General features: G+C 69.7%; 11 protein-coding genes. 6 read left to right on the top strand and 5 right to left on the bottom strand.

Translation table 11 applies throughout. The features are described from left to right. Positions 1 to 203: 203 nt before the first annotated feature. The 4 genes from ABIC51_RS07920 to ABIC51_RS07905 all read right to left on the bottom strand — a co-directional run bounded on the left by ABIC51_RS07920 (position 204) and on the right by ABIC51_RS07905 (position 5,666). A complete protein-coding gene (locus tag ABIC51_RS07920; RefSeq protein ID WP_175898023.1) occupies positions 204 to 1,226 on the bottom strand; it encodes an Ldh family oxidoreductase in 1,023 nt (340 codons plus the stop codon). Further along, positions 1,219 to 2,811: an aldehyde dehydrogenase (NADP(+)) gene (locus ABIC51_RS07915; RefSeq protein WP_354006402.1), complete on the bottom strand. Its 1,593-nt coding sequence runs from the start codon at positions 2,809 to 2,811 to the stop codon at positions 1,219 to 1,221. Before ABIC51_RS07915 ends, ABIC51_RS07920 begins: the two co-directional genes overlap by 8 nt. A gap of 75 nt (positions 2,812 to 2,886) precedes the next feature. Continuing rightward, positions 2,887 to 4,512, bottom strand: a complete 1,626-nt coding sequence (locus tag ABIC51_RS07910; RefSeq protein ID WP_354006401.1) for an APC family permease — start codon at positions 4,510 to 4,512, stop codon at positions 2,887 to 2,889. 233 nt (positions 4,513 to 4,745) lie between these two features. After that, the gene (locus tag ABIC51_RS07905; RefSeq protein ID WP_011547925.1) at positions 4,746 to 5,666 is read right to left on the bottom strand and encodes a dihydrodipicolinate synthase family protein; all 921 of its coding nucleotides are present in this window, start codon (positions 5,664 to 5,666) and stop codon (positions 4,746 to 4,748) included. Between the two features lie 251 nt (positions 5,667 to 5,917). Here ABIC51_RS07905 and ABIC51_RS07900 point away from each other — a divergent pair, with 251 nt between their 5' ends. From ABIC51_RS07900 to ABIC51_RS07885, 4 genes are all read left to right on the top strand, one after another. After that, positions 5,918 to 6,850 (top strand): 4-hydroxyproline epimerase, encoded by a 933-nt coding sequence (locus tag ABIC51_RS07900; RefSeq protein ID WP_059696429.1) that lies wholly within the window; start codon positions 5,918 to 5,920, stop codon positions 6,848 to 6,850. Continuing rightward, entirely contained in the window at positions 6,847 to 7,974 is a 1,128-nt protein-coding gene (locus ABIC51_RS07895; protein ID WP_059696426.1) for an NAD(P)/FAD-dependent oxidoreductase, read from the top strand. Before ABIC51_RS07900 ends, ABIC51_RS07895 begins: the two co-directional genes overlap by 4 nt. A 79-nt stretch (positions 7,975 to 8,053) precedes the next feature. Next, the gene (locus tag ABIC51_RS07890) at positions 8,054 to 8,287 is read left to right on the top strand and encodes a 2Fe-2S iron-sulfur cluster-binding protein (protein ID WP_027791339.1); all 234 of its coding nucleotides are present in this window, start codon (positions 8,054 to 8,056) and stop codon (positions 8,285 to 8,287) included. After that, the gene (locus ABIC51_RS07885) at positions 8,284 to 9,552 is read left to right on the top strand and encodes an NAD(P)/FAD-dependent oxidoreductase (protein WP_146253278.1); all 1,269 of its coding nucleotides are present in this window, start codon (positions 8,284 to 8,286) and stop codon (positions 9,550 to 9,552) included. Before ABIC51_RS07890 ends, ABIC51_RS07885 begins: the two co-directional genes overlap by 4 nt. A gap of 211 nt (positions 9,553 to 9,763) precedes the next feature. Here ABIC51_RS07885 and ABIC51_RS07880 read toward each other — a convergent pair whose 3' ends face one another. Further along, positions 9,764 to 10,708: a LysR family transcriptional regulator gene (locus tag ABIC51_RS07880; protein ID WP_027791341.1), complete on the bottom strand. Its 945-nt coding sequence runs from the start codon at positions 10,706 to 10,708 to the stop codon at positions 9,764 to 9,766. A 164-nt stretch (positions 10,709 to 10,872) separates the two neighbouring features. Here ABIC51_RS07880 and gtdA point away from each other — a divergent pair, with 164 nt between their 5' ends. Both gtdA and ABIC51_RS07870 read left to right on the top strand, forming a co-directional pair. Then, the gene (gtdA, locus tag ABIC51_RS07875; protein WP_124545786.1) at positions 10,873 to 11,916 is read left to right on the top strand and encodes a gentisate 1,2-dioxygenase; all 1,044 of its coding nucleotides are present in this window, start codon (positions 10,873 to 10,875) and stop codon (positions 11,914 to 11,916) included. 83 nt (positions 11,917 to 11,999) lie between these two features. Beyond that, complete coding sequence (locus ABIC51_RS07870) at positions 12,000 to 12,698, top strand: fumarylacetoacetate hydrolase family protein (protein WP_301764273.1); 699 nt, start codon at positions 12,000 to 12,002, stop codon at positions 12,696 to 12,698. Positions 12,699 to 12,706: the final 8 nt, after the last annotated feature.

Here is a 12,706-nt window from a genome sequence, read left to right as displayed (position 1 = left end):
TCTTGAGCTGCGCCCTGGGCAAACCCGGCGATTATCCCACAGCCGCCGCGGGCGTGGCGCCCGCGGGGCCGGCAACCGGCGCCGCAGGCGTGCCCGGCGCAAAACGTGCCGAAGGCCGCGGGACGGCCGCGCGACCGGGCGGGGAGCCGACCGGGCCGCGCATCGATCGGTGATCGCCGCGCGATCCGGCCCCGAGCGGGCGATCAGTCGAGCAGCGTCAGGATCTCGTCGTACAGCGCCTTCGGAATCCGCATGCCGTTCGCGATGCTGCGCGCGCGGGCGTCGAAGCGCCGTTGCGACGGCAGCCGCGCGCCCTGCGCGACGATCGATTCGAACATCCGCTCGCCGCGCGCGAGCCCGGTATCGAGATCGTCGCCGAGGAACACCTTCGGGTCGAAGGCGATCACGAGTTCGCCATGGCACGGCGTCGCGCCGACGCCTTCGTCGAAGTCCATCGACTCGCGGCTCGTCATGTCGCCGATCAGCGCGCCGCCGAGCAACTCGACCATCGCCGCGAGCGCCGACCCCTTGTGACCGCCGAACGTGCGCATCGCGCCCTGCAGCGCGGCCTTCGGATCGGTGGTCGGCCGGCCCTCGGCGTCGATCGCCCATTCCGGGGGGATCGCCTTGCCTTGCTTCGCATGCAGCTCGATGTCGCCGCGTGCGATCGCGCTCGTCGCGAAGTCGAACACGAACGGCACGCCGCCCGGGCGCGGCCACGCGAACGCGATCGGGTTCGTGCCGAACACGGGCTCCCTGCCGCCTTCCGGCGCGACCCAGCTATGGCTCGGATTCATCGCGATGCCGACCAGCCCCTCGGCCGCGATCGCCTCGACTTCCGGCCACAGCGCGGAGAAGTGGTAGCAATGGTTGATCGTCATCGCGGCGATGCCGTGCTGTTTTGCCATCTCGACGAGCACGGGCAGGCCCGTTTCGAAACTCAGCAGCGAGAAGCCGCGATGCGCGTCGACCGCGACGATCGACGACGACAGCCGGCGCAGCGTCGGCACGGCTTGCGGATCGACCTTGCCCTTCTTCAGCGAACGCACGCACACGAGCAGCCGATACACGCCATGCGAATGGCATTCGTCGCGCTGGCCCTGCGTGATCACGTTGGCGATGGCCCGGGCATGGGCGTCGGACATGCCGTGGTGCGTCAGCACGCGCAGCGCGAGCGCGTGGACTTCATCGAGCGACAGGACGACTTCGGCGATCTGCTCAGACATGGTTCCCCTCCCGCGGCGCGGGCACGCCGTCGATGCGCTGCGGCACGTTCAGCGGATTGCCGTTGCGGATCGCGTCCGGCAACAGCGCATCCGGCAGGTCCTGATACGACACGGGGCGCAGGAAGCGCTCGATCGCACGCGCGCCGACGGACGTCGTGCGCGTGTCGGACGTCGCCGGGAACGGGCCGCCGTGCACCATCGCGTGGCCGACCTCGACGCCGGTGCCGAAGCCGTTGACGAGAATGCGGCCGGCCTTGCGCTCGAAGGTCGGGCGCAGCGCGGTGAACAGGGCGGCGTCGCCGTCGGCGAGATGCGCGGCGATCGTCAGCTGGCCTTCGAGCGACTTCAGCACGCGATGCAGCCTGTCGGCGTCCGGGCAGCGCACGATCAGCGAAGCGGGGCCGAAGACTTCTTCACGCAGTTCGGGATGCGCGACGAACGCATCGGCCGAGGTCGCCAGCAGGGCGGCGCGAGCCTGCAGCCGGTCGCCTTCCGCGCCTTGCGCGAGCAACTCGACCGCAGCGTGAGCGCGCAGCGCCGCGACGCCGCCTTCGTAGCTGGCGTGAATGTGCGGCGTCAGCATCGTTTGCGCGGGCGCTGCACGCACCGCGGCGGCGGCCGTTTCCTCGAACGCGCGCAAGGCGGGGCCGTCGACCGCGAGCACGAGGCCCGGATTCGTGCAGAACTGGCCGGCGCCGAGCGTGAGCGACGCGACGAACTGCGGCGCGATCGTGTCGTGACGCGCGTCGAGCGCGGCGGGAAACAGCAGCACGGGGTTGATCGAGCTCATTTCCGCATAGACGGGAATCGGCTCGGGGCGTGCGGCCGCGATGTGCATCAGCGCGACGCCGCCGCGGCGCGAGCCGGTGAAACCGACGGCCTTGATGCGCGGATCGGCGACGAGCGCCTGGCCGATCTCGCGCGATGCGTCGAACAGCAGCGAGAACACGCCGGCGGGCATTCCGCATTCGCGCGCTGCCTGCTGGATCGCGCGGCCGACGAGTTCCGACGTGCCGGGGTGCGCCGAATGCGCCTTGACGATCACCGGGCAGCCGGCCGCGAGCGCCGACGCCGTATCGCCGCCGGCGACCGAGAACGCGAGCGGGAAATTCGACGCACCGAACACGGCGACGGGCCCGACCGCGACGTTGCGCAGGCGCAGGTCGACGCGCGGCAGCGGCTTGCGTTCGGGGCGCGCCGGATCGATCCGCGCGTCGAGAAAGCCGCCGTCGCGCACGAGCGACGCGAACAGCGCGAGCTGGCCGACCGTGCGGCCGCGCTCGCCTTCGATGCGGGCCCGCGGCAGGCCCGTCTCGACGACGCAGCGCTCGATCAGGTCGTCGCCGAGCGCCATGATGTGGCGGCCGATCGCGTCGAGAAACGCGGCCCGTGCTTCGAGCGACGTTTCGCGATAGATGTCGAACGCGTCGTCGGCGAGCGCGCAGGCCGTCTCCAGGTCGTGCAGGCTCGCGCCGCCGAAGGCGGGCTCGAGCCGTTCGCCGGTGGCGGCGGCGATCGCGTGGAGGGTGCCGTTCTGTCCGGCGACGGCGGACTGGCCGATCAGGAGCTGACCTGTGAGTTGCATGGTTTTCCTCGGAAAAAACAGGAGCCGGGCGTGGGGTGCCCGGCCGAAGGGATCATGGGAAACGGCGGGGGCGCGTCAGTCCTCGTCGTCGTCGAGCTGCAGCTTGTCGGAACGGACGCCTGTATTCGCCCCCCAGTAGTAGATGACGAGCGCGACGGCCGCGACGACGACCGTGTCGTACGGATGGGCGAGCCGGCCCGTGCCGCCGAAGCCGCCGAGATACGACAGCACGATCATCGCGGCATAAAACGCGATCAGCCACGCGGACGAGCGCACCTGCTCGGCGAGGCTCAGGTGTGCGGTCGGCACCCAGCGGCGGCACGCGAGGTAGATGACGAACATCGCGATCTGCAGGCCGAGCAGCCAGGACACGGTGCTCCAGCCCGACCAGTAGACGATCAGCGCGGCGATCACGAACGATGCGGGGCCGGTGATGCCGAACGCCACCGCGCGGAACGGCCGCGGCAGGTCGGGCGCGGTGCGGCGCAGTGCGGCGACCGAGACCGGCGCGACCGCATAGCTCAGCACCAGCGCGGCGGACACGATGTTGATCAGCGCTTCCCACGACGGGAACGGCATCGTCCAGAAGATCGCGAGGCCGAATGTGAGCCACAGGCCCGCGCGCGGGATGCCCGACGCTTCGTCGACGCGCGTGAACACCTTGAAGAAGGTGCCCGTCTTCGCCCAGCCGTAGACGACGCGCGGCGTCGCGTTCATGTAGATGTTGCCGCAGCCGCTCGGCGAGATCATCGCGTCGGCGACGACCATCACCGCGAGCCAGCCGACGCCGAGTGCGAGCGCGATGTCGCGGTACGGCAGCGTGAACGCCTTGCTCACATCGTGCCAGCCGCCGGCGAGCATCGCGGTCGGGATGCTGCCGATGAACGCGAGCTGCAGCAGCACGTAGATCAGCGTCGACAGCAGGATCGACAGGATCAGCGCGATCGGGATCGTGCGCTGCGGATTACGCACCTCGCTCGCGACCGACACGATCGGCGTGAGCCCGAGGTACGCGAAGATGATGCCGCCGGCGGACACGGCCATCTCGATGCCCGGCATGCCGAACGGCGCGAAGCCGTGCACGGTCAGGTTCGCCGGCTTGAAGAACGTGAACAGCACCGCGATCACCGACAGCGGCACGATGAACTTGAAGATGCTGATGATGTTGTTCGCTTTCGCGAACGTCTTCACGCTCGAATAGTTCAGGTAAAAGAAGAAGCACAGCAGTGCGGCCTGCACGAGCCAGCCGATCGTCGTCGGGTCGCTCGATCCTTCGACTGTCAGGCCCGGAAACCACGCGGCCGCGTACTGGCGCGCGGCGACGACTTCGATCGCGATCAGGCTCGAAAAGGCGATCAGCGTGATGAAGCCCATCAGGTAGCCGAGCAGCGGGCCGTGCGAGAACACCGGGTAGCGGACCACGCCGCCCGCGCGCGGCAGCGCGGCGCCGAGTTCGCAGTAGACGATGCCGAGCAGCAGTACCGCGAAGCCGCCGAGCAGCCACGAGAAGATGCCGGCCGGGCCCGCGATCGTCGAGACGTGACTCGCGGCGAACAGCCACCCCGAACCGAAAATGGCGCCGAGACCGATGAACGTGAGATCGGTCAGCGACAGCTGTTTCTTGAACTTGCCGTGACCCGCGTCGGGGTGCGCGGAACGGGAAAGCGGGACAGACGGGTGTGCGTTGCCTTGGCCTGGCATGGGCTTGTCTCCTGGGGGGAATATCGGCACAGGCTCGAGGTGCGCCGCGCTCCGACGGAGCAGCGGCGCAGGCCTGCCGGCCGGCGTCGCCCGGTTCGAACGACCGGGGCGGGCGGCGGGGCGTTCACGCGCGGCGCGGGTTGGCGCCGGTACGAACGGGCCCGCAGGCCATGCCGGACCGGAGACGGCGGCGTGCAGGCGCAGGGCCGGCGCACCGCCGCACGGAGAGTCGGTCAGAGACCGACGTCGGGCAGCGCCGGGCGCGTTTCGAGCGCCTTCGCGACGATGGCCTTTACTTCCGCGAGCGTGTCGCCCTGCAGCGCGAGGCGCGGCGGGCGCGTGATCGCGCTGCCGCGGCCGACCAGCTCTTCGCACAGCTTGATGCACTGCACGAGGTCGGGGCGCGCGTCGAGGTGCAGCAGCGGCATGAACCAGCGGTACAGCGCGAGCGCTTCGTCGAAACGCTTTTGCTTCGCGAGGCGGAACAGCGTCTCGCCTTCCTTCGGGAACGCATTCGACATGCCCGACACCCAGCCTTCGGCGCCGACGGCGATGCTCTCGACCACGACGTCGTCGAGGCCCGCGAACAGCACGAAGCGATCGCCGACCGCGTTGCGCAGGTCGATGAAGCGGCGCGTATCGCCCGACGAATCCTTGAAGCAGACGATGTTCTCGCAATCCTGCAGCGCGATCAGCACGTCGGGCGTCACGTCGTTCTTGTAGATCGGCGGGTTGTTGTAGACCATCACCGGCAGGTCGGTGCTCGTCGCGACCGCGCGGAAGTGCGCGGCGGTTTCGTGCGGCTTGGCCGAGTAGACCAGCGCGGGCATCACCATCACGCCGTCGACGCCGACGCGCTGCGCCTCGCGCACCGTGTTGCGCGCGAATTCGGTCGTGAATTCGGCGATCCCGGCGATCACCGGAATCTTGCCGCCTGCCGCGTCGCGGGCGGCCTCGATCACCTGGAGCTTCTCGCTCGTCGACAGCGACGTGTTCTCGCCGACCGTGCCGCAGACCACGAGGCCCGACACGCCGTCGTTCACCAGGTTCTTCACCACACGGTGCGTGGCGTCGATGTCGAGGGAAAAGTCAGGCTTGAACTGGGTGCTGACGGCCGGGAAAACCCCGGTCCATTGAATGGCTTTGCGGCTCACTGAAATCTCCTACGTGTTTGTATCGGTCGGCCGACAGGCGTCGGTGTGGCAACCAGTATCGCCGCGCAAACGCCGATCACGCTTGAGTCGTATCGCGGAGCAAAATGACGAAATCGGCACAGCGGCCGGACGGCGCGGGAAGGGCGCTTCGCACTATGCCGATTTCGTCGTCGTCCTCATCGAAAAGCCACAAGCGGACGGACGCGCGACGGAGGAAGCTATGCTCCTTTCCCCACTTCGGACGGCTCATGATGAAGCGCATCCAGATCATCGATTCGCACACGGGCGGCGAACCCACTCGGCTCGTCGTGTCCGGTTTCCCCGCGCTCGGCAGCGGCACGATGGCCGAGCGCCGCGACGTGCTCGCGCGCGAGCACGACCGCTACCGCACCGCATGCATCCTCGAGCCGCGCGGCAGCGACGTGCTGGTCGGCGCGCTGCTGTGCGAGCCCGTGTCGCCCGATGCGGCGGCCGGCGTGATCTTCTTCAACAATAGCGGCTATCTCGGGATGTGCGGGCACGGCACGATCGGCGTCGTGCGCACGCTGCACCACATGGGGCGCATCGCGCCCGGCGTGCACCGGATCGAAACGCCGGTCGGTACCGTCGAGGCGACGCTGCACGACGACCTGTCGGTCAGCGTGCGCAACGTGCCCGCGTATCGCCATGCGAAGGGCGTCGCGCTCGACGTGCCGGGTTACGGCCCCGTGAAGGGCGACATCGCGTGGGGCGGCAACTGGTTCTTCCTGATCAGCGACCACGGGCAGCGCGTCGCCGGCGACAACGTCGCGGCGCTCACCGCGTATGCGTCGGCCGTGCGCGAAGGGCTCGAACGCGCGGGCATCACCGGCGCGAACGGCGGCGAGATCGACCATATCGAGCTGTTCGCCGACGATCCCGATCACGACAGCCGCAGCTTCGTGCTGTGCCCGGGCCTCGCGTACGACCGTTCGCCGTGCGGCACCGGCACGAGCGCGAAGCTCGCGTGCCTCGCGGCCGACGGCAAGCTCGCGCCGGGCGCCGTGTGGCGGCAGGCGAGCGTGATCGGCAGCGTGTTCCACGCGAGCTACGAAGAAGCCGACGGCGGGATCGTGCCGACGATCCGCGGCAGTGCGCACCTGAGCGCGGAAGCGACGCTCCTGATCGAGGAAGACGATCCGTTCGGCTGGGGTATCGCGCCGTGAGCGACGCGAAGACGGATGTCGTCGTGATCGGCGCCGGCATCGTCGGCGCCGCGTGCGCGCACGAACTCGCGCAGCGCGGGCTGCGCGTGCTCGTCGTTGACGACGCGAGCGGCGGGGCGACCGGCGCGGGCATGGGGCACCTCGTCGCGATGGACGACAACGCGGCCGAACTCGCGCTGAGCCATTACTCGATCGAACTGTGGCGCGCGTTGAGCGGCGAGATGCCCGAAGGCTGCGCGTACCGCAACTGCGGCACGCTGTGGCTCGCGGCCGATGCGCACGAGATGGATCTCGCGCGCGCGAAGCAGGCGGCGCTCGCCGCGCACGGCGTGGCCGGCGAACTGATCGACGCGGCGGCGCTCGCGCAACTGGAGCCGATGTTGCGCGCGGGCCTCGGCGGCGCGCTGAAGATTCCCGGTGACGCGATCCTCTATGCGCCCGTCACCGCGAACTGGCTGCTGCAGCGCGCGCCGCGCATCACGTTGCGGCGCGACCGGGCCGTCGCGGTCGACGGCCCGAGCGTGACGCTCGCGAGCGGCGACACGCTGCGCGCGGAGCGGGTGGTCGTGGCGAACGGCGTTGCGGCGCGCACGCTGCTGCCCGAACTGCCGCTGCGCCCGAAAAAGGGCCATCTGCTGATTACCGACCGCTATCCGGGCCAGGTGTCGCACCAGCTCGTCGAGCTGGGTTATGCGGCGAGCGCGCATGCGAGCGACGGCACGTCGGTCGCGTTCAACGTGCAGCCGCGGCCGACCGGCCAGTTGCTGATCGGCTCGTCGCGCCAGTTCGACACCGAGGACGCGCAAGTCGAGCCGCCCGTGCTCGCGCGCATGCTGCGTCGCGCGGTGGGCTATCTGCCGGACCTGGCCGACCTGAACGGCATCCGCGCGTGGACGGGGTTCCGTTCCGCGAGCCCAGACGGCCTGCCGCTGCTCGGCGAGCACCCGGCACGGCCGGGCGTGTGGCTCGCGGTCGGGCATGAAGGGCTCGGCGTGACGACCGCGCCGGGCAGCGCGCGGCTCGTCGCCGCGCTGATGGCCGGCGAGCGGCCGCCCATCGATATCGAACCGTATTTGCCGGGACGCTTCCTGACCGCGTCCCCTGTAGCCGGAGCGCTGACATGAAACGACCCCCACGCTCACTTCGTTCGCTGCCCCCCGGGGGGGCGGTCAGCCTCCTTGGGGCGGCCCGGCGGAGGCTGACATGATCATTCATCTGGACGGCCGCGCGCTGACGGTGGCCGACGGCGCGACCGTCGCGGCCGCCATTGCGGCGAGCGGCGACGACACGACGCGCGTGTCGTGCACGGGCGCGGCGCGCGCGCCGTTTTGCGGGATGGGCATCTGCCAGGAGTGCCGGATGACGATCGACGGGCGGCGCCGGCTGGCTTGCCAGACGTTGTGCCGCGACGGGATGCAGGTGGAGCGTACGCGATGAAACAGGAACGACTGAGCGTCGACATCGCGATCGTCGGCGCGGGCCCGGCCGGGCTGTCGGCCGCGCGGGCCGCCGCACGAAGCGGTGCGACGGTGGCGATCGTCGACGACAACCCGCGCGCGGGCGGGCAGATCTGGCGACAGGGCGCAGCGGCCACGCCCGCGCCGGTCGCCACCGAGCGGCTCGCCGTATTGCGGCAGCCGAACGTCACGCATCTCGCGGCGACGCGCATCGTCGCCGAAACGCAGCCGGGCACGCTGCTGCTCGAAGACGACGAACGCGGGCTGCTGCTCGATTTCCGGACGCTGATTCTCTGCTGCGGCGCACGCGAACTGCTGCTGCCGTTTCCGGGCTGGACGCTGCCGGGCGTCACCGGTGCGGGCGGCCTGCAGGCGCTGATCAAGTACGGCCTGGACGTGCGCGGACAGCGCACGGTGATCGCGGGCAGCGGGCCGTTGCTGCTGGCGAGCGCGGCGACGGCCCGCCAGGCCGGTGCGCGCGTGTCGCACGTGCTCGAACAGGCAGGCTGGGGTGATGTGGCCGGCTTCGGCGCCGGGCTGTGGCGTTGGCCGTCGAAGCTCGCGCAGGCCGCGAAACTCGTCACGGCTGCGTACCGGGCCGATGCGCATGTCGTCGAGGCGTTCGGCGACAAGCGGCTCGAACGCGTGCGGATCCGGCACGGCGACCGCGAGTTCGACGTCGACTGCGACCGGCTCGCGTGCGGTTTCGGCCTCGTGCCGAATACGGTGCTGCCGAGCCATCTCGGCTGCCGGATCGACAACGGGGCGGTAGCGGTCGATGCACACCAGCGTACGAGCCGCGACGGGGTGTTTGCGGCCGGCGAGTGCACGGGTGTCGGCGGCAGCGAACTGGCGATGGTCGAAGGCGAGATTGCCGGCCATGCGGCAACCGGGCAGACGGCGCCGCTGGCTGCGCTCGTCGCGCGGCGCGCGCACTGGCAGGCGTTCGCGGACGCCGTGCGCGAACGGTTTGCGATCCGCGAGCCGGTCCGCCGGCTGGCGCGGCCCGATACGCTGCTGTGTCGCTGTGAAGACGTGCGTTTCGAGGCAGTCGCGCAAGCGCCGGGCTGGACGGCCGCGAAACTGCAGTCGCGTTGCGGGATGGGCGCATGCCAGGGCCGCGTGTGCGGTACGGCTGCACAGGCGTTGTTCGGCTGGACGCCGCCGGTACCGCGCACGCCGCTCGTGCCCGCGCGGGTCGGCACGCTGATGCTGGACGGTACGGCCTCCTGCGACGGCGCGTGACGGATCGCGGAATCGCGGAATCGCGGCATCGCGGCATCACGGCATCACGGCATCACGGCATCACGGCATCACGGCATCACGGCATCACGGCATCACGGCATCACGGCATTGCAGCATCGCAGCATCGCAGCATCGCAGCATCGCAGCATCGCAGCATCGCAGCATCGCAGCATCGCAGCATCGCGGCCCGGTTGACACCGGGCCGCGTCATTCATTCCGCCGTCACTTTCTCCCATCCGCCGACCTGCGGCGCGGCACAGGCGCGCAGGCACTCGATCGTCGCGGCCACCGCCGCGCGATTCGCACTGTCGGGGTGCCAGTACATCGACACCGCGCCCTGGCCTTCGAGCTGCATCGGCAGGATCCGGATCGCGTTCAATTGCTCGAAGCGCTGCGCGGCACGATACGACGCGACACCCAGCAGGTCGGTGTTGTTCAGCAGCGTGAGGTTGAGGATCGACGAATTCGATTCGACGCAGTGGGGCGGCCGAACGCGGCCGGCGGCCGTCAGCGCGGTCTCGAGCGCGTTGTGCACGGGCGTGCCCGACGGCCACACGATCCACGAACAGGCGAGCACGTCGTCCCAGCCGACCGACGCCGCACCGGCGAGCGCGTGGCCGGGCCGCGCGACGAACACGACCGGATCGACATACAGCGCTTCGGCATGCAGCAGCGGATCGACGGATGTCGACCCCGAGCGGCCCACGACGATGTCCAGTTCGCTGCGCGCGAGCTGCGGCATCAGCTGGTTCATCGTGCTTTCGGTGAGCCGCACCTGCGCGCGCGGCATCCGTTTGAGCAGTTGCGACACCGCGAGCGGCACCGTGTCGGCCGCCGCGACGCCTGACGTGCCGATCGTCACGAGGCCGCTGCCGCCTTCGCGCAGCGCGGCCATGTCGTCGCGCGCGACGTCGAGCTGCGCTTCGACGCGGCGCGCATGCTCGATCAGCGCTTCGCCGTAGGCGGTCGGCCGCAGCCCGCGCGCATGCCGTTCGAACAGCGGCAGCCCGACGTCCTCTTCCAGTTCCTTCAGCCATTTCGACAGCGCGGGCTGCGTGGTCGCGAGCGCCACCGCCGACTGGCTCAGGTTGCCGGTGCCGGCAAGGCTCAACAGTACCTGCAGATGCCGCAGTCGCAGCCGGTGGGTCCAGTCCATCGCATGCCTCGTCGCGAGAAGGTATATCCAAAATTATATGGATTAGATGATTTGACCATTTTACCGGGTATGTCTGGGTCGAATATAAATCTGCTGACGGACTGCAGCACGGTCCCCGACCCGACATAGCGCCGACGCCGATCGGCCGACTCCCAGGAGACATCATGACGACCCATCCGGACGCGTCGCGCGCCGCCTACTACGCACGGATCGCCGAGCAACGCCTGGCGCCGCTGTGGGAATCGCTGCACAACCTCGTGCCGAAATCCCCGCAGCCGGCCGCGCAGGCCGCGATCTGGAAGTACGCGCAGGTGCGCGATCTCGTGATGCAGGCCGGCAGCGTGATCAGCGCGGAAGAAGCCGTGCGCCGCGTGCTGGTGCTGGAGAACCCCGGGCTGCCCGGCAAGTCGAGCATGACGCCGAGCCTGTACGCGGGGTTGCAGCTGATCCTGCCCGGCGAGATCGCGCCGAGCCACCGGCATACGCAGTCGGCGCTGCGCTTCATCGTCGAAGGCCGCGGCGCGTGGACGGCCGTGAACGGCGAGCGCACGACGATGCATCCGGGCGACTTCATCATCACGCCGTCGTGGGCATGGCACGACCACGGCAACCCGTCGGCGGAAGCGGGCGGCGAGCCGGTCGTGTGGCTCGACGGGCTCGACATTCCGCTCGTCGCGCACCTCGACGCGGGCTTCGCGGAGAACTACCCGGAAGCCGTGCAGCCCGTGAATCGCCCGGAAGGCGACAGCCTCGCCCGCTTCGGTCACAACATGGTGCCGGTGCGGCATCGCGCGAGCGATCCGACGTCGCCGGTGTTCAGCTATCCGTACGCACGCACCCGCGAGGCGCTCGACGTGTTGTACCGGAACGGCGAGCTCGACGCGTGGGACGGCGTGAAGCTGCGCTATGTGAACCCCGCGACGGGCGGCTGGCCGATGCCGACGATCGCCACCTTCATGCAGTTCCTGCCCGCCGGTTTCGACGGCCGCACGTACCGCAGCACCGACGCGACGATCTACTGCGTCGTCGAGGGCAGCGGCACCGCGTTCATCGGCGGCAACGCATTCGGATTCGAGCCGCACGACATCTTCGTCGTGCCGTCGTGGGCGCCGGTGCGGCTGTCGGCGTCGTCCGACAGCGTGCTGTTCAGCTATTCCGACCGGCCCGTGCTGTCCGCGCTGAACCTGCTGCGCGAAGCGCGCGACTGACGCCGGCAGCGTTCAAGGATTCCGTTTTCCGCGCGCCGCCGCCGCGGCGCGCCTCCTTCATTCACGTTTGGCTGGAGCCATTGATGACTTTCGTTTTTCCGCCCGAAGCGCCCGTGGCGCTCCCCGTCGTCGGCAGCGATGCCCGGTTCGCGGTACGCCGCGTCTATTGCGTCGGCCGCAACTACGCGGCCCACGCGCGTGAAATGGGCTTCGATCCCGATCGCGAGCCGCCGTTCTTCTTCTGCAAGCCGGCCGATTCGATCGTGCCGGTCGGGTACGGCGAAACGCTCGATCTCGCGTATCCGTCGCAGACGCAGAACTATCACTACGAAGCCGAACTCGTCGCGGTGATCGGCAAGGGCGGGGCGGACATCCAGCTCGAACGCGCGCTCGAACATGTGTGGGGCTATGCGGTCGGCCTCGACATGACGCGCCGCGACCTGCAGATGAAGATGCGCGAAATGGGCCGGCCGTGGGAGATCGGCAAGGCGTTCGACCGCTCGGCGCCGATCGGCCCCGTGCATCCGGCGAGCGACGTCGGTCATTTCGAACAGGGTGGCCTGTGGCTGACCGTCAACGGCACGACGAAGCAGAAGAGCGACGTGTCGCACCTGATCTGGTCGGTCGCGGAAACGGTGGCCGACCTGTCGAGGTTCTTCCGCCTCGAACCGGGCGACGTGATCTTCACGGGCACGCCGGAAGGTGTCGGCGCGGTGGTCGCGGGCGACGTGATGAAGGTCGGCGTCGAGCGGCTCGGCGAACTGGCCGTGCGTGTGGTCTGACGCATCTT

The sequence above is a fragment of the Burkholderia sp. 572 genome, assembly GCF_040545135.1.
Taxonomy (GTDB): Bacteria; Pseudomonadota; Gammaproteobacteria; order Burkholderiales; family Burkholderiaceae; genus Burkholderia; species Burkholderia cepacia.
The sequence above is the reverse complement of the archived record's forward strand: the minus strand, read 5'-3'. Positions and strand labels throughout refer to the sequence as shown.

Excerpts from the sequence above, each read along its gene's own strand:
- ABIC51_RS07885 (WP_146253278.1), top strand. The coding sequence starts at position 8,284 with ATGAAACAGGAACGACTGAGCGTCGACATCGCGATCGTCGGCGCGGGC.
- ABIC51_RS07900 (WP_059696429.1), top strand. The coding sequence starts at position 5,918 with ATGAAGCGCATCCAGATCATCGATTCGCACACGGGCGGCGAACCCACT.
- ABIC51_RS07920 (WP_175898023.1), bottom strand. The coding sequence starts at position 1,226 with ATGTCTGAGCAGATCGCCGAAGTCGTCCTGTCGCTCGATGAAGTCCAC.
- ABIC51_RS07880 (WP_027791341.1), bottom strand. The coding sequence starts at position 10,708 with ATGGACTGGACCCACCGGCTGCGACTGCGGCATCTGCAGGTACTGTTG.
- gtdA (WP_124545786.1), top strand. The coding sequence starts at position 10,873 with ATGACGACCCATCCGGACGCGTCGCGCGCCGCCTACTACGCACGGATC.
- ABIC51_RS07890 (WP_027791339.1), top strand. The coding sequence starts at position 8,054 with ATGATCATTCATCTGGACGGCCGCGCGCTGACGGTGGCCGACGGCGCG.
- ABIC51_RS07910 (WP_354006401.1), bottom strand. The coding sequence starts at position 4,512 with ATGCCAGGCCAAGGCAACGCACACCCGTCTGTCCCGCTTTCCCGTTCC.
- ABIC51_RS07915 (WP_354006402.1), bottom strand. The coding sequence starts at position 2,811 with ATGCAACTCACAGGTCAGCTCCTGATCGGCCAGTCCGCCGTCGCCGGA.
- ABIC51_RS07870 (WP_301764273.1), top strand. The coding sequence starts at position 12,000 with ATGACTTTCGTTTTTCCGCCCGAAGCGCCCGTGGCGCTCCCCGTCGTC.